At 64.9% G+C, this 19,770-nt stretch carries 26 protein-coding genes; 10 read left to right on the top strand and 16 right to left on the bottom strand.

Going from position 1 to position 19,770, the window contains the following annotated elements:
- A complete protein-coding gene (locus tag AC5Y6Y_RS18935) occupies positions 1-1,179 on the top strand; it encodes a pyridoxal phosphate-dependent aminotransferase (protein WP_499930145.1) in 1,179 nt (392 codons plus the stop codon).
- Here AC5Y6Y_RS18935 and AC5Y6Y_RS18930 read toward each other — a convergent pair.
- The 3 genes from AC5Y6Y_RS18930 to AC5Y6Y_RS18920 form a co-directional block, all read right to left on the bottom strand.
- Positions 1,176-1,610, bottom strand: coding sequence for an SRPBCC family protein (locus AC5Y6Y_RS18930; protein WP_463827306.1), 435 nt, complete (start codon positions 1,608-1,610; stop codon positions 1,176-1,178). The two genes, AC5Y6Y_RS18935 and AC5Y6Y_RS18930, sit on opposite strands and share 4 nt — an antisense overlap.
- Positions 1,611-1,654: 44 nt before the next feature.
- Positions 1,655-2,107, bottom strand: a complete 453-nt coding sequence (locus AC5Y6Y_RS18925; protein WP_463827305.1) for an SRPBCC family protein — start codon at positions 2,105-2,107, stop codon at positions 1,655-1,657.
- A gap of 90 nt (positions 2,108-2,197) precedes the next feature.
- Entirely contained in the window at positions 2,198-2,638 is a 441-nt protein-coding gene (locus AC5Y6Y_RS18920; protein WP_499930144.1) for an SRPBCC family protein, read from the bottom strand.
- A gap of 81 nt (positions 2,639-2,719) precedes the next feature.
- Here AC5Y6Y_RS18920 and AC5Y6Y_RS18915 point away from each other — a divergent pair, with 81 nt between their 5' ends.
- Positions 2,720-4,384 (top strand): alpha-keto acid decarboxylase family protein, encoded by a 1,665-nt coding sequence (locus tag AC5Y6Y_RS18915; RefSeq protein ID WP_499930143.1) that lies wholly within the window; start codon positions 2,720-2,722, stop codon positions 4,382-4,384.
- Between the two features lie 6 nt (positions 4,385-4,390).
- Here AC5Y6Y_RS18915 and AC5Y6Y_RS18910 read toward each other — a convergent pair whose 3' ends face one another.
- The 7 genes from AC5Y6Y_RS18910 to AC5Y6Y_RS18880 form a co-directional block, all read right to left on the bottom strand.
- Positions 4,391-4,579, bottom strand: a complete 189-nt coding sequence (locus AC5Y6Y_RS18910; RefSeq protein WP_463827302.1) for a (2Fe-2S)-binding protein — start codon at positions 4,577-4,579, stop codon at positions 4,391-4,393.
- 8 nt (positions 4,580-4,587) lie between these two features.
- On the bottom strand, positions 4,588-5,217 hold the full coding sequence (locus AC5Y6Y_RS18905; RefSeq protein ID WP_499930142.1) for a fatty-acid--CoA ligase: 630 nt from the start codon (positions 5,215-5,217) through the stop codon (positions 4,588-4,590).
- Positions 5,218-5,224: 7 nt separating this feature from the next.
- Positions 5,225-5,881 (bottom strand): twin-arginine translocation pathway signal, encoded by a 657-nt coding sequence (locus tag AC5Y6Y_RS18900; protein ID WP_499930141.1) that lies wholly within the window; start codon positions 5,879-5,881, stop codon positions 5,225-5,227.
- Positions 5,878-6,846, bottom strand: coding sequence for an Rv1363c family protein (locus AC5Y6Y_RS18895; RefSeq protein ID WP_499930140.1), 969 nt, complete (start codon positions 6,844-6,846; stop codon positions 5,878-5,880). The genes AC5Y6Y_RS18900 and AC5Y6Y_RS18895 overlap by 4 nt, the downstream gene beginning before the upstream one ends.
- Before the next feature lie 422 nt (positions 6,847-7,268).
- Positions 7,269-8,708: a FadD3 family acyl-CoA ligase gene (locus AC5Y6Y_RS18890; RefSeq protein WP_499930139.1), complete on the bottom strand. Its 1,440-nt coding sequence runs from the start codon at positions 8,706-8,708 to the stop codon at positions 7,269-7,271.
- Positions 8,705-9,895 carry an amidohydrolase family protein gene (locus tag AC5Y6Y_RS18885; RefSeq protein WP_463827297.1) on the bottom strand — a complete coding sequence of 397 codons (1,191 nt, stop codon included), beginning with the start codon at positions 9,893-9,895 and terminating at the stop codon, positions 8,705-8,707. The genes AC5Y6Y_RS18890 and AC5Y6Y_RS18885 overlap by 4 nt, the downstream gene beginning before the upstream one ends.
- A 92-nt stretch (positions 9,896-9,987) precedes the next feature.
- Positions 9,988-10,410 (bottom strand): lipoprotein LpqH, encoded by a 423-nt coding sequence (locus AC5Y6Y_RS18880; protein WP_463827296.1) that lies wholly within the window; start codon positions 10,408-10,410, stop codon positions 9,988-9,990.
- A 125-nt stretch (positions 10,411-10,535) separates the two neighbouring features.
- Between AC5Y6Y_RS18880 and AC5Y6Y_RS18875 the strand changes: the two genes are divergently transcribed.
- Both AC5Y6Y_RS18875 and AC5Y6Y_RS18870 read left to right on the top strand, forming a co-directional pair.
- Positions 10,536-11,300 (top strand): enoyl-CoA hydratase/isomerase family protein, encoded by a 765-nt coding sequence (locus AC5Y6Y_RS18875; RefSeq protein WP_463827295.1) that lies wholly within the window; start codon positions 10,536-10,538, stop codon positions 11,298-11,300.
- The gene (locus AC5Y6Y_RS18870; RefSeq protein ID WP_463827294.1) at positions 11,297-11,743 is read left to right on the top strand and encodes an Rv2576c family protein; all 447 of its coding nucleotides are present in this window, start codon (positions 11,297-11,299) and stop codon (positions 11,741-11,743) included. The genes AC5Y6Y_RS18875 and AC5Y6Y_RS18870 overlap by 4 nt, the downstream gene beginning before the upstream one ends.
- On the opposite strand, the gene AC5Y6Y_RS18865 is transcribed toward AC5Y6Y_RS18870, so the two are convergent.
- Positions 11,659-12,372 (bottom strand): TetR/AcrR family transcriptional regulator, encoded by a 714-nt coding sequence (locus AC5Y6Y_RS18865; RefSeq protein WP_463827293.1) that lies wholly within the window; start codon positions 12,370-12,372, stop codon positions 11,659-11,661. The genes AC5Y6Y_RS18870 and AC5Y6Y_RS18865 overlap by 85 nt on opposite strands.
- 209 nt (positions 12,373-12,581) lie before the next feature.
- On the opposite strand from AC5Y6Y_RS18865, the gene AC5Y6Y_RS18860 reads away from it, so the two are divergent.
- On the top strand, positions 12,582-13,880 hold the full coding sequence (locus AC5Y6Y_RS18860) for a cytochrome P450 (RefSeq protein WP_463827292.1): 1,299 nt from the start codon (positions 12,582-12,584) through the stop codon (positions 13,878-13,880).
- Here AC5Y6Y_RS18860 and AC5Y6Y_RS18855 read toward each other — a convergent pair.
- Genes AC5Y6Y_RS18855 through AC5Y6Y_RS18840 form a run of 4 tightly spaced genes read right to left on the bottom strand, consistent with a single transcriptional unit; the run spans position 13,873 to position 16,331 of the window.
- Positions 13,873-14,145, bottom strand: coding sequence for a cytochrome C oxidase subunit IV family protein (locus AC5Y6Y_RS18855; RefSeq protein WP_499930138.1), 273 nt, complete (start codon positions 14,143-14,145; stop codon positions 13,873-13,875). The two genes, AC5Y6Y_RS18860 and AC5Y6Y_RS18855, sit on opposite strands and share 8 nt — an antisense overlap.
- 4 nt (positions 14,146-14,149) lie before the next feature.
- On the bottom strand, positions 14,150-14,737 hold the full coding sequence (locus tag AC5Y6Y_RS18850; protein WP_499924839.1) for a cytochrome c oxidase subunit 3 family protein: 588 nt from the start codon (positions 14,735-14,737) through the stop codon (positions 14,150-14,152).
- Positions 14,734-15,546, bottom strand: a complete 813-nt coding sequence (locus AC5Y6Y_RS18845) for a hypothetical protein (RefSeq protein ID WP_499930147.1) — start codon at positions 15,544-15,546, stop codon at positions 14,734-14,736. The genes AC5Y6Y_RS18850 and AC5Y6Y_RS18845 overlap by 4 nt, the downstream gene beginning before the upstream one ends.
- 8 nt (positions 15,547-15,554) lie before the next feature.
- Positions 15,555-16,331 carry a hypothetical protein gene (locus AC5Y6Y_RS18840; protein WP_499930137.1) on the bottom strand — a complete coding sequence of 259 codons (777 nt, stop codon included), beginning with the start codon at positions 16,329-16,331 and terminating at the stop codon, positions 15,555-15,557.
- Between the two features lie 80 nt (positions 16,332-16,411).
- Here AC5Y6Y_RS18840 and AC5Y6Y_RS18835 point away from each other — a divergent pair, with 80 nt between their 5' ends.
- Complete coding sequence (locus AC5Y6Y_RS18835; protein ID WP_499930136.1) at positions 16,412-16,990, top strand: TetR/AcrR family transcriptional regulator; 579 nt, start codon at positions 16,412-16,414, stop codon at positions 16,988-16,990.
- A gap of 45 nt (positions 16,991-17,035) precedes the next feature.
- Complete coding sequence (locus AC5Y6Y_RS18830) at positions 17,036-17,320, top strand: Mtp family mycobacterial-type pilin (protein ID WP_463827286.1); 285 nt, start codon at positions 17,036-17,038, stop codon at positions 17,318-17,320.
- Between the two features lie 13 nt (positions 17,321-17,333).
- On the opposite strand, the gene AC5Y6Y_RS18825 is transcribed toward AC5Y6Y_RS18830, so the two are convergent.
- Positions 17,334-17,747, bottom strand: coding sequence for a hypothetical protein (locus AC5Y6Y_RS18825; protein ID WP_463827285.1), 414 nt, complete (start codon positions 17,745-17,747; stop codon positions 17,334-17,336).
- Positions 17,748-17,911: 164 nt separating this feature from the next.
- On the opposite strand from AC5Y6Y_RS18825, the gene AC5Y6Y_RS18820 reads away from it, so the two are divergent.
- From AC5Y6Y_RS18820 to AC5Y6Y_RS18810, 3 genes are all read left to right on the top strand, one after another.
- Positions 17,912-18,616, top strand: coding sequence for an Rv1363c family protein (locus AC5Y6Y_RS18820; RefSeq protein ID WP_499930135.1), 705 nt, complete (start codon positions 17,912-17,914; stop codon positions 18,614-18,616).
- The gene (locus AC5Y6Y_RS18815; protein ID WP_463827283.1) at positions 18,613-19,176 is read left to right on the top strand and encodes a twin-arginine translocation pathway signal; all 564 of its coding nucleotides are present in this window, start codon (positions 18,613-18,615) and stop codon (positions 19,174-19,176) included. Before AC5Y6Y_RS18820 ends, AC5Y6Y_RS18815 begins: the two co-directional genes overlap by 4 nt.
- Positions 19,177-19,245: 69 nt before the next feature.
- Positions 19,246-19,770 carry an Rv2253/PknI dimerization domain-containing protein gene (locus AC5Y6Y_RS18810; RefSeq protein WP_463827282.1) on the top strand — a complete coding sequence of 175 codons (525 nt, stop codon included), beginning with the start codon at positions 19,246-19,248 and terminating at the stop codon, positions 19,768-19,770.

Raw genomic sequence — 19,770 nt, 5'->3', positions numbered from 1 at the left:
ATGACCGTCTCGCGGCTACAGCCCTACGCGACCACGGTGTTCGCCGAGATGTCGGCGCTGGCCACGCGGATCGGCGCGGTCAACCTCGGCCAGGGCTTTCCCGACGAGGACGGTCCCGCGGAGATGCTGCGGGCCGCCCAGGACGCCATCGCCGACGGTATGAACCAGTACCCGCCCGGCCCCGGCATCGCCGCTCTGCGACAGGCCATCGTCGCGCAACGCCGACGACGCTATGGCATCGAGTACGACCCCGATACCGAGATCCTGGTCACGGTCGGGGCCACCGAGGCCATTGCCGCAGCGGTGCTCGGCCTGGTCGAACCCGGCTCCGAGGTGCTGCTGATCGAGCCGTTCTACGATTCCTACTCACCGGTGGTCGCGATGGCCGGCGCGACCCGGGTGCCGGTCCCGCTGGTTGCCGACGGGCGCGGTTTCGCGTTGGACGCCGACGCGCTGCGACGCGCCGTCACCCCGCGCACCAAGGCTCTGATCGTCAATTCGCCGCACAATCCCACCGGAGCGGTGCTGAGCGCGCCAGAGCTGGCAGCCATTGCCGAGATCGCAACGGACGCAGACCTTTTGGTGATCACCGACGAGGTTTACGAGCATCTCGTGTACGACGACCACCGGCACCTGCCGCTGGCCGGTTTCGACGGCATGGCCGAGCGCACGATCACCATCTCCAGTGCGGCCAAGATGTTCAACTGCACCGGATGGAAAATCGGATGGGCCTGTGGCCCAGCACATCTCATCGCCGGATTACGCGCCGCCAAACAGTATCTGAGCTACGTCGGCGGAGCACCGTTCCAGCCCGCGGTGGCTCTGGCGCTGAACACCCAGGACGAGTGGGTGGCCACCCTGCGCCAGACGCTGCAGCGCCGGCGCGACCGGCTGGCGGCCGGACTGACCGACATCGGGTTCGCGGTACACGACAGCTTCGGCACCTACTTCCTGTGCGCGGATCCGCGCCCGCTCGGATACGACGACAGCACCGCCTTCTGCGCCACGCTGCCGGAGCGCGTCGGGGTGGCCGCGATACCGATGTCGGCCTTCTGCGACCCGGCCGCCCGGCACGCCGGGCTATGGAAACACTTGGTGCGCTTCACGTTCTGCAAACGAGACGACACGCTCGACGAAGCGATCCGGCGACTGGCGGCGCTGGGCGATCGACGGCACTAACCGCCCATCACCCGCTTGCGCAGTCCCTCCAAGGCGGAATAGAGGATCTTCTTGCGGGCCCGGTTGACCAGGAACTCGGGCAGCGGCGCAGAGGGTTCGACGGTGATGGTGAACCGCACCCGGGTCTTGTCGGCGCCTTCGCGGGTCAGGTTGTACTCCCCGTGCTGGGCATGCTGCTGAAGCGTTTTGGTGGCGTCCCACACCATCCAGTCCGGCCCCCAGTGATATTCCAGCAACTCCTTGTCGACGATGCCGACCACCTTGATGGTGACCTTGACGTGCCGGGGGCGGCCGTCGGGCCAGGTGTCGATGACTTCGGCCCGCTTGTGCACCGACGACCAGGACGGCACCGCGTCCATGTCGGCGAGCGCGTCGATGATCACGTCCGGCGACGCGTCGATCAGCACTTCACCCGATGCTTGTATGGCCACTACTGCTCAAACTAGCAACCTGGCGGCGCGGACTCCGCGGCCAACTATGCGTCCGGGCCGGGCTCCGCGCCCAGCACCTGCTCGCGCAATCCCCGGGCCGCGGCATCCAATACGTGTTCGCTGGCCCGCCGCACGATGAATCCGGGTATCGGTCCGGCCGGTTCGACGGTGATGTCGAAACGCACCCGGGTCTTGTCCAGTCCCTCGGGTTTGAGGTTGTACTCGATATGTTGGCCGTGCTGCTGGGCGGTCTTGCCGGCGTCGTACACCACCCAGTCCGGACCCCAGTGGTATTCCAGGATCTCCTTGTCGACCAGGCCCAGGATCTTGATGGTGGCCTTCACGTGGTGAGGCCGGCCGTCCGGGTAGTAGTCGAGCACCTCGACACTCTTGTGCAGTGGTGACCAGGAGGACAGCGCGCCGACATCTGACAGCGCCGCCATGACCACTTCCTGGGGCGCATCAATGACGAATTCTCGCGATGCTTTTACGGCCACTGGTTCTCAAGCTAGCAACGCTCGGCACGACCTGGGGAGCGGTTGTCGGAAATTGTCGGATACCAGCCGATTTCACCGAGCGCCGCGGTATCAGCCCTTCTTCACCTTCAACACGCGGTTGCGCAGCTCTTTGGTCGCCGAGTCGATGGTGCCCTTGACGGCCCGCTTGAGCACGAACCCGGGCAACGGCACGTTCGGGTCGACGCTGATCTCCATCTTCACCAGCGTCTCGTCCCCTTTGGGCACCAGGGTGTACTTCCCGTCCTGCGACTTCTGCTGACCGGAACTGACCAGCGTCCAGGTCACCTCGTTGCCACTCCAGGTGTAGGCCACCACCTGCTCGTCGGTGATGCCCGCGGTCTTCACCTTCATCTTCACTTTGCTCGGACGCCCGTCGTCTCCGGTCTCCAGGATCTCGGCGGTCTGGTGCGGTTCGGACCATTCGGGCATCGCCTCGAAATCAGCGATGACATCCAGGATCTCCTCGGGACTGGCTTCGATGACGATGTCGCGGGATTCTTTGATTGCCATGGCCCGCACCATATCGCGACCGTGCCCCGGCGGGAATAGTCGTTTCGCCGGTATCGTCGCCACGGGCGTACCGTCGTTTCCGTGACCGATTCTGCCTATACCGTCGGCGACTATCTGCTCGACCGCCTCGCCGAACTCGGCGTCACAGAGATCTTCGGCGTGCCCGGCGATTACAACCTGGCTTTCCTCGACCACATCGTGGCCCACCCCAAGCTGCGCTGGGTCGGCAACGCCAACGAACTCAACGCCGGTTACGCCGCCGACGGATATGGGCGGCTGCGCGGAATGTCAGCCGTGGTAACGACATTCGGCGTCGGTGAGCTTTCGGCGACCAACGCCATCGCGGGCAGCTACGCCGAGCACGTGCCCGTCGTGCACATCGTGGGCGGGCCCTCGAAGGACGCCCAGGCCACCCGCCGGGCGTTGCATCATTCGCTCGGCGACGGCGACTTCGAGCACTTCTTCCGGATCAGTCGCGAAATCACCTGCGCGCAAGCCAATCTCATGCCAGCCACCGCGTGCCGTGAGATCGACCGGGTGCTGTGCGAGGTGCGCGAACAGAAGCGGCCCGGGTACCTGCTGATGTCCACCGACGTGGCGCGCTTCCCCACCGAACCGCCGGACGCGCCGTTGCCACGCTATGCCGGCGGCACCAGTCCGCGGGCGCTGGCCATGTTCACCGAGGCGGCGGCGAAGTTGATCGGCAACCGCCAGTTGACCGTGCTGGCCGACCTGTTGGTGCACCGCCTGCAGGCGGTCCGGGAACTGCAGGCGCTACTGGCAGCCGACGTGGTGCCGCACGCGACGTTGGTGTGGGGTAAGAGCCTGCTCGACGAGAGCTCGCCGAATTTCCTCGGCATCTACGCCGGCGCGGCCAGCACCGAACGGGTACGCACCGCCATCGAACAGGCACCGGTCCTGGTGACCGCCGGGGTGGTGTTCACCGACATGGTCAGTGGGTTCTTCAGTCAACGCATCGACCCGGCCCGGACCATCGATATCGGCCAGTACCAGAGCAGCGTGGCCGACGAGGTGTTCGCGCCGCTGGAGATGGGTGCGGCGCTGCAGGCTCTGACAGCGATACTGACCGAGCGCGGTATCCGTTCACCGGATGTGGCACCGCCACCGGCGCAAGCACCGGCCCCCGCCCCGGGCCGCGACGAGGCTCTCACCCAACGGGTGCTGTGGGACCGGCTGTGTTCGGCACTGACCCCGGGCAACGTGGTGTTGGCAGATCAGGGGACCTCGTTCTTCGGCATGGCCGACCACGTACTGCCCCAGGGGGTCACCTTCATCGGCCAACCGTTATGGGGTTCAATCGGTTACACGTTGCCCGCCGCCTTCGGGGCGGCGGTGGCCCATCCGGACCGCAGAACGGTGCTGCTGATCGGCGACGGCGCCGCTCAGCTGACCGCGCAGGAACTGGGCAGCTTCTCCCGGGAGGGGCTTTCCCCGGTCATCGTGGTGGTCAACAACGACGGCTACACCGTCGAACGCGCCATCCACGGAGCAACGGCGCCCTACAACGACATCGTCGGCTGGCGCTGGACCGATCTCCCCGGCACGCTCGGGGTGGAAAATCACCTCGCGTTGCGCGCCGAAACCTACGGCGAACTCGACGACGCGCTCACCGCCGCCGCCGCCCATCGCGACCGCATGGTGTTCGTCGAGGTGGTGTTGCCGCGACACGAAATCCCGCCCCTGCTCGCCCAACTCGTCGGACCGATGCAGCCGAAGGACCACTGAACGCGGCTACGCCGAATGGCGCGGACTCCTCGTCTCGCTGACCGACGCGATGATCGCACGCACGGTGCGACGGCAGCGTCCACAGTCGGCACCCGCGCCGCACGCCGCGGCAACCTGGTTGCTCGTCGACGCGCCCGCGCAGACAGCTTCGGTGACCATCTGGCTGGTGATGCCATTACACAGGCACACGTACATCGCGCCGGTCAGTCCGTCCCGATGCGCATCATGTCGAAATACCGGCCGACGAACAGCGGCGGGTAGGCGCCGATTCCCACCCCGCTGAGCCATTGAGCCGCCGCGTCCGGGTGCTCGATCCATTCCTGCGCGCTGTCCTCGTCGGCGAATTCCTGCAGGATCAGCACCTCGTGTGAGTCGTCGAAAGCCTGAAAAACCCAGGTCTTTCGGATCCCGGCGGCGGTGAACCGGTCCATCGCGAGACCGACTTCGGTGTGCAGCGTCGTCACACTGTCCACGGACGCGAAGGCGGCCACCACCACGCCGGGCGCCCGGCCCGTCGCTGCCGGAGGTTCGGCAATGAACCTGTCCACGATCTCGCCGGCGAAGACGGCCGGGATGTCGTCGACGCCGACGGCATCGAACCAGTCGAAGAACACCCGCGACTGCAACAGCTCTACGATCGGCTCGCGGCTGTGCACCCCGATCATCACCAGCACCCGGCCGTAGTCGTGGGTGGAGATATAGACCAGCACGTGATGGGCGCCGATGTCGGCGAGCGCGGCTTTGCGACGCTCCAGCAGCGGCCACACCTTGGTCGGGTCCGGAATCCGGTAGTCCGACGCGATCACCATCGAGTGAATGTCGCCGTTGCTCATCACAGGCCTATGCCGGATTGAACTGTGAGATAAGCCATTTCCCGTCGGCCTTGGTCAAGGTGACCAGCACGCTGCTGTTCGTCATCGCCGGTTCCGGACGGTCCCTGCTCTGAGTGCTCTGGTTGATGAACAACAACACGATGGCCGAGTCCGGACGGAATTCGGACAACGCGCCGCGAAGCACCACTGCGGTCGTCTTGACTGCCTTCTGCTTTGCGGCCGGAGCGACGATCTGCGAGGTGAACTGGTCGTAGTAAGACAGGAAGTCACCGGTCAGATGTGATCTCGCGGTGGAGAAGTCGTGGTCGAGCGTGTCCGGCGAGTAGGACAGGATGGCGACGGTGCCGTCACTGGCAGCTGCGATTGCCGCCTTGGCTTCGGCTGCGTCGACCTGCTGGTCCGGCCGGTAGGAGAACCAGTACAGGGCGGCCAGCACCGACAGCGAACTGACCACCAGCAGGGCCAGCGCGGCGATGCCGAGCTTCCCGGCCCAACGACTTTTCGTCCTGCCGACGGTCGGGTTCTTCAATCGGGCGGTCAAGCGATTGCGGCCCGAATCCCGGCCGTCGGCTGGCGAATCGGCGTCTTCGGCATCCACCGTGTCCTCGCCGACCGAGGTCTGCTCTGCGCTGTCGTCGACCACCGACGAGTCCCGTTCGGTCACGGCACGAACTCCACTTTCGACATCTTGAGCCGACCACCTTCCCGAGTCATCGTCACGATCAGCCGGTACTTACGTGGATCCTGTTTGGCACCAGCGGCATTCGTGACCTCGGAGGTACTGGCCACGAGCACCACCGCCGAATTCTCGGTCATGGTGTCGAGTTCGACAGCGGCAGCTTGAACGCTTCCCTGCGAGATCACTTTCGACTCTTCGACGACTTTGGTGAAATCTTCGGCCATCTTCAGAAAGTCGTCCTTGAACGTTCCGGTGGACACTTCCAGGATGTGTTGCACGCCTTCTTTGGCGTGTTCGTAGTCGAGCGAAGTCAGCGTCACGACTCCCTGCCGTGCGCCCGCGGCGAACTCGGCAACCTGCTGGCGTTCCCGGGTGGCGTTGCGATGCAGCACGGACATCTCCACGCTGGCCCCCACCGCGAAGAGCGTGATAGCGACGGCCAGTACCGCTGCCACCGACTTCAGTGTCGGTCGGCGCAGGCCGCGCCGCGCGGATCTGGCAGCCGGTTCCTCGGCGTTTTCGTCGTCCGCTGCGTCCGCGTCCGTTTCGTCGGAAAGCGTCTCGGTGGTGCGATCGTCCGCAACCTCGGTGTCGCGCTCCTCGATGCGGGCTGGTTTCACCGGCTCCGGTTGCTCCGCTGCTGCGGTGGCTTTGGCGCCGCCGGCCTTTTTCACCGGGCCCTTGGCCAGTTTGATCTTCGCGGCGTCGGGCTTGGCGAGCGTGACCGGCGGTTCGGCCGGCTCGATTGTTGCGTCGTCGACTTTCAGTCCGTTCGTGCCGGATCCGACCTCGGTGCTTGCAACGATTTCGGCTTCGCGGCGCAGCCGGATGGCGCGGGCACGCGCGCGGGCAGCGGCGGCGAGGGCTTCGGCCTCGGCGGCCTCCGCCTCGGCCTCCTCGGCCAGGGACCGCATTTCCGCGACACTCTGCGGTGTGTCGTCCTTCTTCACCGGCGCCGATTTCGCGTCGTCTGCATTACGGCGGGTGCCGCCGTCCTCCGCTCACCGGCTCGGGAACGAGATCGCTCGCCGCTCAACTCCGAACTCCTCTACCGCTTGTCCGTCGGTGACAAGGTGCCTGGTAGCCGCCGACGGTGTCGGGAAAATGCGTTAACTTGCCGCCCGATCCCAATTCCGTCCGGGATCCGCCGTACGCCAGCCGTGGCCACACCCTACTCGCCACCGCAACCATGATGGGCCGGACTGGCGGCGGCCACTCCGGCACGTCGTCGGCCGTCGGAGAACGAGATTATCACTTTCCGTCGGCAATATTACCGTCCGGGCCGACACGGACCGCGCAAAACCGCGTCAAACTGTGGAAATACCGTTCTTGCTTTCGGCATATGCAACTGCCGGAGGATGCCGAGCGCCACTCAGCGGAGGAGATCCTTGACGACCTTGCCGGTGGCGTTCATCGGCAGCGCGTCGACGAATTCCACCACTCGCGGCACCTTGAATCCAGCCATACGCTCCCGGCACCAGTCGATCAGTTCCGGCGCGTCCACCGGACTCTTACGGACGACGAATGCCTTGCCCACCTGCCCGAGCCGTTCGTCGGGAGCGCCGATCACCGCCACCTGGGCAATGGCGGGGTGCTTGAGCAGGAAGCCTTCGATCTCGGCCGGGTAGGCGTTGAATCCGCCCACGATGAACATGTCCTTCTTGCGGCCGACGATGCGCAACCGACCCGACTCGTCGATGCTGCCCAGGTCCCCGGTGTGTAGCCAGCCGTCGCCGTCGATCGCCTCAGCGGTGGCGACCGGATCGTTGAGGTAGCCCTGCATGACCCCGTACCCGCGAACCAGCACCTCGCCGTCCCCGGCGATGCGCACCTCGACCCCGTCGCACGGCAGACCCGCGGTGGAGGCGACCTCTGCAAAGGAGTCGCCGGGCCGGGACAAGGTGACGTTGCCCGCCTCGGTGAGCCCGTACCCGGTCATCAACGTCTGGAACGGCAGCTCACCGTGGATGCGACGGACGAGTTCGACGGGGATGTCGGCGGCACCGGTGACGCCGGCCCGCAACGTGGCCAGCTTGGACTTGTCCGGCACCGTCAACAACGAGTGATACAGCGTCGGCGGGCCGGGCAACATCGTAATGCGCTCGCGCTCAATAAGATCCACCGCGGTGGCGATGTCGAAAACCGCTACCGGCAGCATCGCGGCACCACGCAGAAAGGACGCGACAAGGCCCGCTTTGAGACCGAAGGTGTGGAAATACGGATTGATCATCAGGTAGCGGTCACCCTCGCGCAGATCCGCGAGGGTCGCCCACTCCTCGTACATGCGCAACGTCTGAGCGTGATTCATCATCGCGCCCTTGGGCCGCCCGGTGGTGCCGGAGGTGAAAATGATGTCGGAGACATCGGCGCCGCTGACCGGGCACTCGAACGGTGATCCGGCGTCGAGGAAGCCGGATTTCAGGTCGATGACCGGTATCCCGGCCGGCGCCACGAAGTCCTGCCCCAGGAAGCCCTGCTGGACCAATACCGCCTTGGCCCCGCTGCGGCCGATGACGTCAGCGGCCTCCGCCACCTTGAACCGGGTGTTGACCGGCACCAGGACTCCCCCGGCGGTCAGCAGGCCGAAGGCGGCAACGATCCACTCGGCACAGTTGGGCGCCCAGACGGCCACCCGGTCACCCCTGGCGATACCGAGATCGGCAAAAGCACCTGCCGCACAACGTATTCGGTGGACGAGCTCAGCGAAGGTGTAGCGCAGCGGACCGTCCACGACCGCTTCCGCATCGCCGAAGCGATCCGCCGCGCTCAAGACCATCTCGGGGATGGTCTGCCAGCTGACCCGGTCGGTCACACCGTGACGAGTCGACCGAGATTGCCACCCATGATCTTCGCCTGGTCGTCGGCCGACAAGTGCGACAGCGCCTCGATGTAATAGGTCGGCTCCGCCAGCCCTTCGGGATGGGGCCAGTCCGACCCGTACAGCACCTGGTCCACGCCCACGAGGTTGACCAGGTCGTCGATACCGTCCTCGAAGAACGGGCTGACGTAGATCCGGTTCTTGACCATCTCGACCGGGTCGCTCGGGAATGCCTCCGGAGCCTTGCGGAAGACCTCCGCCAGGCCGTCCAGCAGCGGGGTCATCCACTTCGACCCGGCCTCGACGATCGCGACCTTCAGCTTGGGGTGGCGATAGAGCGCGCCGTGAATGACCCACGAGCCCACCGAGTCCTGGATCGGCCGCCACTCGTTGAGGATGCCCATTGCGTTGGTCTGGAACGGCAGCATCTCGGCGCTGGCACCGTCCCATTCGGAGGTGTACCGGGAGTAGCCACTGTCGCTGGAGTGCATGCCGACCAGCACGTCGTACTCCACGACCCGCTCCCAGAACGGGTCGAACTCGGGCAGCGCGAACGACCGCGGACCACGGAAGCCGGGGACCGGTGCCGGGCGGACCAGGATGCAGCGGGCACCGCGCTTGACCGCCCATTCCAGCTCTTCGATCGCCTTTTCGACAATCGGCAGGGTGATCACCGGGGTGGTGAAGATACGGTTCTGGTAGTTGAAGCCCCAGACCTCGTCGAGCCACTGGTTCAGCGCATGGACCAGCACATGGATGGCAACAGGGTCGTCCGACAACCGTTCCTCGAGGAGGCTGGCCAGCGTCGGGAACATCAGCGTCTTGTCCAGCCCCAGCTCGTTCATTACTTCCAGGCGCGGGCCCGGCTCGAAGAAGGCCGGGATGGCACGCATCGGCTCACCGAACAGCTCGCGCTTGCTCTTGCCTTCCGGGTTGCCGTACTTGAAATACTCTTCCCAGGCTCCGGGTTTGGCGACGACCTCGAAGGTCGGGTTGGGAATGTAGTTACTGATCTGGCCGCGGATCGCGATCTTGGTGCGCCCGTTGACCTGCACGTACTGGACGTGGTTCTGGTATTCCTTCGGCAGGAACTTGGTCAGCGCCTCCGGCGGCTCGTAAAGATGGTTATCCGCGTCAAAGATCGGAAACGGGACGTCAACCCGGTGCGACAACTGACCCATGAAATCCTCCTTCGCAATTAGTGAGAATCATATTCTCCTATATCGCCGTGCGCAACGTGCACCCACCCCCCGCGCGGGCGGCACGGTGCGGGTCAGCACTTCGCGTTGATCTTGAAATCGGCGCTGGCCGCCTCGCCCGGTTTGGCCGTGGTGGACCCGTTGGCCGTGCCGGTGATGATGAACGACTGGCCATCGAAGCGGGTGGCGGCGTCGGCTCCGCCGCCGTGGGAGTAGGTGCCGGTGAAACCACCGAAGTTGTGGAAGCGGACGGACACCGTGGACGCCGGATTTGCCCGCTGGTCGACGACGATCTTGGCGCCCGAGGCGTCGTCACCGAGTTCTATGGTGCGAAACCATTCCTGCTGGAAGCAGCGCACAACTCGGGGCCGCACCTCGTTCCCGTTGACGGTCGCCACCGCGGTGCTGGCCAGCTGGCCTTGCGAGGGGGCGCTGCACGCCCCGAAGACGGGTGCCGCCAGCGCTACGGCCGCTGCCGCGGCGATTCGGTTCCGCACCTGGCCACCCCAATCCGCAGGCGTCCGGACAACTTCTGGACCTGCAGCGATGATGCTATTCTCCCTAGACGAGAATGCCAATATCGGCGTCGCAAGTCCGGGTTGTACCGAGGAGCTGAACACGCATGGTGGACCTGGATTTCGACGACGCCGAGACCGGGGTGGCAGTGCTGACCATCGATCGGCCGCACGCACGCAATGCCATCTCGCTGGAAACCATGGACCAGCTCGACCATGCGCTCGACGGCGCGAGCGGGGCGTTGGCACTGGTGATCACGGGTGCCGGCGACCGGGCTTTCGTCTCCGGCGGAGATCTCAAGGAGCTCAGCGCGCTACGGACCGAGGACGAAGCCGCGGCGATGGCCCGCCGGATGCGCACGCTGTGCGACCGGATCGCCGGGTTCCCGGCGCCAGTGGTCGCGGCGATGAACGGGCACGCCTTCGGCGGCGGCGCCGAGGTCGCGGTGGCCGCCGACATCCGGGTGGCCGCCGACGACATCAAGATCGCCTTCAATCAGGTGCAACTCGAAATCATGCCGGCGTGGGGCGGCGCCGAACGTCTGGCCGCGCTGGTCGGCAAAAGCAGGGCCCTGCTGTTGGCCGGTAGCGGGACCGCAGTCGATGCCGTCGAGGCCGAACGCCTCGGACTGGTGGATGTGGTCTTACCGCGGGCATCCTTCGACTCGGCCGACCAGGGCTGGCGCTCGGTCGCCAGATCCCTCGCCCGCCGTCCGGCCGCCGAGATAAAACGGGTAATCAGCGGAGTTTCCCCTGATGAGGCGATAGCATCGTTTGCACGGCTGTGGGTGGCCGACCCGCACTGGCAGGCCGCAGCACTAGTCATGAACCGCAAAGCCAATCCGCGCCCAGCAGCCGGAGGAGCGATATGACGACCAGGGCAACGCCGCAACTGGGCATCGGAGCAGCGCTGCTGTCAGCGGTTCTGCTGGCCGGCTCCGGTATAGCGGCCGGCACCGGCACGGCACGGGCTGACGACGACCCGCCGCCCGCGCACCGGGTCGTCTACACCATCACCGCCAACAACCCGGCCTACGCCGATATCTACTACCAGGACCAGGATCCGGCGAAGTTTTCGGACTACAGCCACAACCCCTACCCGTTCACGCCGAATGTGCAGGCCGATATCGCCCCGGGACGGCCGTGGAGTCAGACGGTAATGCTGGTGGATCCCGCGCACTGGGCGATGGTCAGCGTCAGCATGCAGCGTCAACCCGGCTTTCCGGGCTTTCACTGCACCTTGTCGGTCGACGGCGCGGTGGTGGTGTCCAAGGATGGAGAACGTGGGGTGCTCTGTTCGCTGCGCACCTGGTGAACCACCCAGGTCGGCGGGATGTCCGCGATCGGCTGCGGCTCGCCTTCCAACCTGCGCAGGTGATGTTCGACGAACTTCAGCGTCTCCGGGTGACCCACCGACACACCCATCGCCTGCTCGAGCACCAGGAACCGCGACAGGCTGGTCATCAGCACGGTGAAAACCACCGGCGGCACGAAATCGGTATTCAGCTTGCCCTGCGCCTCGTACCGTTGCATGGCAGCCGACACCACCTGGCGTTGTTCGTCGCGAAAACGGTCGGCGTAGTAGGCGATTTCGGCGCGCATCTCTTTGCGGTGGTTGGCCAGCGCCATGAATTCCATCGAGATACGCGTGAACCCGGGATCGGTGCCGAATCGCCACAGCGCCCACAGCGGTTGCGGCAACTGCAGCAACTGCGCCTGGGCCTGCAGCCCTTCCTCGGCGCGGCGCCGGAAGACGGCCAGAAACAGGTCCTCCATGGTGCGGAAGTAGTAGTGCACCAGCTGCGGTTTGAGTCCGGCCTTGTTGGCGAGCCGCCGCGACGTCACCGCCGCGTAGCCCTCCTCGATCATCAACTGTTCGGCCGCGTCGAGCAGCAGGCCGCGATTCTTCGCGTCCGGCGCCCCGATCCTGCGGGCCGATGTCATGCCGTACCCGTCCTCTCTGCGCTCGCCCGACGATCAGGCCGATCGTATCCGCGACACGGTTCGGTACCGGCGCAGTGATCTTGACCACGACAATACCGCCATGCTAAGCAGGTGCTCAGCAGACGTTCTAATCGGGCGACGCCAGCTCTCGTCGCCGACTGACCAATTGGCGACACGGTGCTGCGGGCCGGCTTCGGGAGGAATGCACGATGAGCGATTACGACACCATTGATTTCTTCACCGATCCGTCGCTGGTACCCGACCCGTACACCTACTTCGATTACCTGCGCGCCCAGAACCCGGTGCTGCGTCTGCCGCACTATGGGGTCGTCGCCGTCACCGGCTACGAAGAGGCGACGGCGGTCTACAAGGACACCGACTCGTTCTCCAACTGCGTCGCGCTCGGCGGGCCGTTCCCGCCGCTGCCGTTCCAGCCCGACGGCGACGACATCAACCATCAGATCGACGAGCACCGGCACTGTTTCCCGATGTTCGAGCACATGGTCACCATGGACCCGCCGGACCACAGCCGGGCGCGGTCGATTTTGAGCAGGCTGCTGACGCCGAGCCGACTCAAGCAGAACGAGGAATTCATGTGGCGCCTCGCTGACCGCCAACTCGACGAGTTCCTGGTCAACGGCAACTGCGAATTCATCGGTGAATACTCAAAACCGTTTGCCACGTTGGTGATCGCCGATCTGCTCGGCGTCCCGGAGGAGGACCACAAAGAATTCCGGGTGGTACTGGGCGCCGACCGTCCCGGCCGCGTCGGGGCCCTGGACCACGAATCGGTGGGCGTCAATCCGCTGGAGTGGCTCGACGACAAATTCTCGGCCTACATCGAGGACCGCCGCGCGCACCCGCGCGAAGACGTCCTGACCGCGCTGGCCACCGCCAAGTATCCGGACGGGACGACGCCGGAGGTCATCGACGTCGTCCGGTCAGCCACCTTCCTGTTCGCCGCCGGCCAGGAGACCACGGCAAAGCTGCTCAGCGCCGCACTGCAGGTGATCGGCAACCGTCCGGACATCCAGCAGCAACTCCGCGACAACCGCAGCCTGATTCCGGGGTTCATCGAGGAATCCCTGCGCATGGAGAGCCCGGTCAAGAGTGATTCGCGATTGGCGCGCAGGTCGACCCAGGTTGGCGGAGTGGACATTCCGGCCGGCACCGTGGTGATGGTGTTGCCCGGTGCGGCCAACCGTGACCCGCGCCGCTTCGACGACCCGCACGAGTTCCGGCTGGACCGCAAGAACGTCCGCGAACACATGGCGTTCGCGCGCGGCGTGCACTCCTGCCCCGGCGGCCCACTCGCCCGGGTCGAAGGCCGGGTGTCCATCGAACGGATACTGGACCGGATGGCCGACATCAACCTCGACGAAGCCCACCACGGCACCGCCGACGACCGCCGATTCACCTACGAGCCCACCTACATCCTGCGCGGACTCAACCAGCTCCACCTCACCTTCACACCCCAGGAGCCACCGGCCGGGCGACCGGTCAGTTGATCGCCAGGCCGATGAAATAGCTGCCGAACAATCCGGCCGCGATCAGCAATACCCAGGCATCGGTGAGCCGGCGCAGTCGTGCGGGCGCCTCCCGGACTTCCATGAACTCGCGAAAGATGATGCGCACCTTGATGAGTGCGATGACGATGACGCTGGTCGTGAGCACCACACTGGTGCTGTGGACGGAGTGGTCGATCCACAGGTAACCCAACGTGAGCATGGCCAGTACCGCCCACACCACCAGCAGCCGCGCGTTGGGCTTCACCGCGTCACCGCACCACGTACAACAACGCGAAGATCAGCACCCAGAGGAAATCGACGGTGTGCCAATAGGTTGCGCACGTTTCAATCAGTGTTTGAGAGTCGGCGGTGCCACGCCGGGCACCCAGGAGGCGGTAACCGATGACACCGAGGACGACGAATCCGATGAGCAGGTGCACGAAATGAATGCCGGTGAGGAAGAAGTAGTAGCCGAAGAAGTCGTTGCTGTCCAGGCCGTTTCCGGCATGCACCAGCCGGGACCATTCGAAAACTTTCAGAGACAGAAAGACTGCGGCGAACGCGGCCGTCGCCAGAACGTCGCGCAGCGCTGCCCGATACGCGCCGGCGCGCGCAGACTGCACGCATCGCGCCACTGACCAGGAACTCAGCAGCAACACGAGTGTGTTCAGCACGCCGATGCGCAGATCCAGGTGCTCCTGGGAGCTCAAGAAGAGCCCCGGGCTCCTGGTCCGGTAGAACAGGTAGAAGCCGAAATATCCGGTGAATATCAGACTTTCGAACAGGACGAAGGCCCACATGTCCGGCTGGCCCGGCACGAACGTCGCGCGCTTGTCTTCTCCGGCCAGCTCGGTCATGACGCGCCCGCCTGTCCCGCCGCGCGCTTACTGGGCAGCTCGGGTAGCGGTCCGGTACCGAAGTCTTCACGCCGGATCATCCGGAAGAGCATGACGACAAAGGTCACCTGATAGATGCCGAACACCACCATGTCCAACCACCACGCGATCTGCCCGTTCCAGGCCAGCACGCCACGCCCGAAGATCCAACACGGCGCCACGACGACCTCGGTCAGCGCGTTGCACAGATTGAGATAGCCGAACCACTTGGGAAACACCCGATTCTTATCGATCAGTATCGCGACCATCCACAGCAGCGACCCGATCAGGAAAACCCCCATGGTCCCGTCGAACGATAAGAAGGCGAAGTCGTAGAGCCAACCGATCGCCTCGGGATCTCGGTGCGGGCGTAGTGTCCCGACGATCAACGCGATACAGAGCAGGAGCAGGCCCGGCACCGCGCTGAGCGCATAGATCAGCAGGTAGGAGTATCCGAACGCGCGGCTCACCGACATGCGCCGCATGGAATAGGCGATCAGGGCGTTGTTGATCGCGTTCATCCCACAGATGACGAAGATGACGCCGAGCCCGATGGGGATGCCGAGGCGGCGTTCATTGAACCAGTGCACCTGTGTGGCCAGGTCCCAGGTGGGCTGGGGCGGCGGCTGGACTTGGGCCACGATGAAGAACACCGGGAAGAAGATGTTGTAGAAGACGACGAGTGTCCACCAGGCCAACCACAGCTCGCGCTTGGGGTTGTGCCGCAGGTGCCAGGCAAACCGGTGCCGCCAGGGGCCCCGCGGTGCGGCCGAGCGCTCCGGTAGCGCCACCGCCGCGCTCAAGCGGGTTCCAATGTCATTGCCTGGCTTTGGTTTTCAGATCGTTCCCGATATATGGCCTGGGCCAGGACCACGCCGGTCACCACGATCCAGACGGTGATGGCGATGTTCTTCAACCAGAAGGACAGCACGCCGTCCCATGCGAGCGGACCCGACAACGACAGGCCCACGAACGCCGCCGGGACCAGCGCCGCGGCTACGACGAGATTGAAGTGACCCACCCAGCGCTGGAACACCGGTCGCGGCTGATCGTCGAAATAGATTGCCAGAGCCAAGATTACGCTCTGCCCGATCAGGTAGGGAACCAGGATGGTGAAGGTGATCCAGGCGAAATCGTTGAGCAACTGCGTCAATTCCGGTCGCCGTTCCGGTCGGAATGCGGCCAGCAACCAGCACACGTTGGCGATCAGGAACAAGGTGGGGCCGCCGGCGACGCAGCCCAGCATCGCGTAGGAGAAGATCGGGGTGCGATGAGCCATCCGGCGAATCTGCATCGCAACCAGCACCAGGATCGGCACCAGGCACACGCCGAACCAGTTGAAGACGATCATGCTGTACCGGATCTCGGGCAGATGAGCCGGATCGCGATAGAACGCGGCCACCTGCTCGGCCGTCATCGACGGAGACATCGGCGGGTGAAATCCCGGGAACAACAGGAAGGCCGCGATCCAGATGAGCAGCAGGACCGGCAGCGTCCAGAGCAGGATCACCTCGCCATCGATTCGCCGCGCGGCGGGTGATCGTGGCGGGGTGGCTGCAGCGCCGATATCGGACATCGATGACTCCTTCGGGCTCGTCAGCGAAGCTAGCCGAACGGCTACCCCATCGTCAATAGCCGATCGGCTACTCTGACTGCGTGGTCTCAGCACCGAGCCGATTCCGGTTCATCACCCGCAGCCCCGCGCAGCTGCGCATCCTGGATGCCGCCCTGCAGCTGATCGGTGAGAACGGTGTCGGCGGAACCTCACTGCAGATGATCGCCGACGCCATCGGCGTCACGAAAGCCGCTGTCTACCACCAATTCAAGACCAAGGAGCAGATCGTCATCGCTCTCACCGAGCGTGAACTCGGCGGTCTGGAGGAGGCACTGGAAGCCGCCGAAGCACACGATCACCGGACCCGGGCGCGCGACGTACTGCTGGACCGGGTCATCGAGGTTGCCGTCGAGCGGCGCGGTGCGGCAAGCACCTTGCAGTTCGACCCCGTCATCGTCCGCCTGCTGGCCGATCACCAGCCGTTCCAGCAGTTCATCGAGCGCCTCTACGGTGTTCTCGTCGACGGCGTTGCCGAGGACGCGCGCGTCTCGGCTGCCATGCTCTCGGGTGCGATCGCGGTGGGGGTGGTGCATCCGCTGGTCGCCGACATCGACGACCAGACCCTACGCACCCAACTGCTGCGGATCACCCGGCGTCTGTTCGACGCCGCCGCTGATTAGCCCGATCGCATTTTCACGACGCGGTTACTCAGATACCGTTCCTCTATGGAGACAGTTCGTCGTCTGGCTGCCGCAGCGATCATGATCACCACCGGCTTCATGATTGCGAGCGCCGCCACCGCTCAGGCCGACGACCCGCAGTGGCCGTGGGTGGGGTATCACTGGTGCCCCGGCCAACCCTATGACGAGGCGGCTTGGGGCTATAACTTCGATCCGTCCACGTGTCACGATGCCCATCATCGCGACCGCGACGGCACGATCCATACCGACGACTACTTCGGGCCGAGCCCGTTCCAGGATCAGCCGAACATCCCGAACACGCGACCATGAGTCGGCGGCACGATCAGGTGTCGCCGCGCTCCCAACGTTGGAAACCGTCATGGGCGTTGCAGACCAGGAACAGACCGTCCGGAGCCTGTGCGACATAGAAAGTCGGCCATTCGGAGCACGAGGCGTTCTCCTGCTTGACGCCGACCATCGGCGGTGACCGGAACCAGCGCGGTTCATACCGCCGCGGGGAGCCGCAGAACATCAACCGTCCCGGCTCGGTGGCGAACGATACGTAGTAGTCCGCGGTGCCGAACACGAAATACGTGGTGTTGTCGCACGGCGCACCCAGCACCTGGTGTCCGGCGATGCCCGGCGTGCAGTCCGCGTAATCGCAACTGGCGGGATCGGCGGCGGCGGGCGGCGCAGGCAGGCCCGCGGACATCGCCAGGCCCAGCGATGCAGCGATTGCGCCGATAATGAATCGCACCAACTTAATTTGCCACAGTAGGTCTGAAAATTCATTACCTTGGTGACAGATGGTAAGAAAATTCTCCTGGTTCGAGAGGAGCGCATTGTGCGCCGGCCGAGCGGGCATCTGCCGTACGAGTGCTAATGTGACTCTCGCCGTGATTCCAGGCGAGGAGGTGCTCGATGCCGCCGGGTGAGCTAAAAACCGAGGCGCTCGACGCCGACATTCCGATCGAGGCCCTCCTCGACGGCGTCGACGATCTCGCCGAAGCAGAAGCGCGCGCCGAGATTGCCCGAGCCCGTGCAGTCGCGTTGCGCGAACAGGCCGAGCGGGCCGCAACCGGGTCCGGCAATCCGCCGGATGAGGAACGGCGGTCGTGGGCACGCCGGTTCCGGCCGCGTCGCCCGGGTCGCAGGACTCTTGCCGTCATCGCCGCGATTCTGGTCAGCTGCGGCGCACTGGCGGGCAGCGGCTATTTGATCTGGCATCACCAAAGGGTGGTTCAGCAAACTCAAAGGACGGCCGAATTCGCTGCGGTCGCCCGCAACGCCGTGCAGATCATGATGTCGGTCGACTCGACAAAAGCCAGAGCGGACATGCAGCGTTTCGCCGATGAGACCACCGGACAGTTCAAAGCCGGCGTCCTGATGGGCGCCGAAGACATGGTCAGATCCCTCGAGGAATCAAAGGTCGTCACCAAGGCATCCGTGCAGTCCGTGGCGGTGCAGTCGATGACCAGTGACTCCGCGGTTGTGCTGGTCGCGGCCAGATCGGAGATCACCAAGCCCGATCAGTCCAAGCCGGAGATCCGGACCTGGCGGCTGGTCGTCAACGTCGCGACCGACGCCGGACGACTCAAGATCGCCAAGGTCGAGTTCGTCCCATGACCGCCGACGCCGAGGCGATGCAGAAGTCGGTCCGCCCGGTGACGACCGGCCGGGACGGGCACCCGACGCGTCGTTGGCTGGCTAAGTGGCCCGCGATGGTGCTGACCCTGCTGCTGCTGACCAGTACGGGATTCGCCACCTGGTACTTCTTGGCAACCTATCGGTCGGATTGGCAGACCGACCGCAACGTCACGCACCAGGTCATCGGAGCGGCCAGCGACGGCGCGGTGGCGCTGCTTTCCTACTCACCGGACACGCTGAGCCATGACCTCACGAACGCCAAATCCCGGGTCACTGACGACTATCTGCTCTATTACCAGCAGTTCGCCGACCAGATCGTCAGTCCCTCGACGCAGCGCGCGCAAGTGACGAGCACCGCGACCGTCGTCAAAGCCGCAGTGACCGAACTGCATCCCGATTCGGCGGTGGTGCTCGTCTTCGTCCGGCAAAAAACGGCAAGCAAAGAAAAGCCGGAGCCAGTAGTGACATCGAGCAGCCTTCGGGTAACGTTGAAAAAAGTCAAAAGTTCGTGGCTAATTGAAAAATTTGAAGGCTTGTGAGCACGCTTCTTATATATCGTGAAGTCCGGACTCCATTTCAATGGTAGTAAGCGCGTCGAGGAGCAACTCATGATGCGTCCGATCAGTGCAGCGGCTGCTGTGACACTCTCGGCGGCCACCCTGGTCGCCGGCCTAGGAACAGCCCCGCCGGCATGGGCCTACGACCCCGCCATCAATGGGACCTACACCGCCACCCAGATCGGCGACTGGGCCAAGACCAGGCAGGTGTATCACGATGAGGACGTGGTCCGAAGCACGTGGACCATCTCCTCGTCCTGCTCGACCGCTCAAGACTGCGCCGGCCGGGTGGTCAGCGACCAGGGCTGGACCGCGCAACTGTACATGCACGACGGAACGACCTGGTTCGTCAAACGCGACATCCCGAACTGGGAGGTCTGCGAGGACGGCACTTCGTACATCGGCCACTCGAATATCTACTTCTATCCCGCCGACCCGGTGACCGGCGCCAATACGCTCAACCCCGAATCGACGGTGTTCGCCGGGCGGGAGCGCACCAGTGCCGCAAGTGGCGCCTGCGGCGTGAACCTTCCGCTGTACATCGAACAGCCGTTCCGGCTGGACCGGATCGGCTGA

The organism is Mycobacterium sp. NGS24, assembly GCF_059813065.1.
This window is presented reverse-complemented; position numbering and strand designations above follow the sequence as displayed.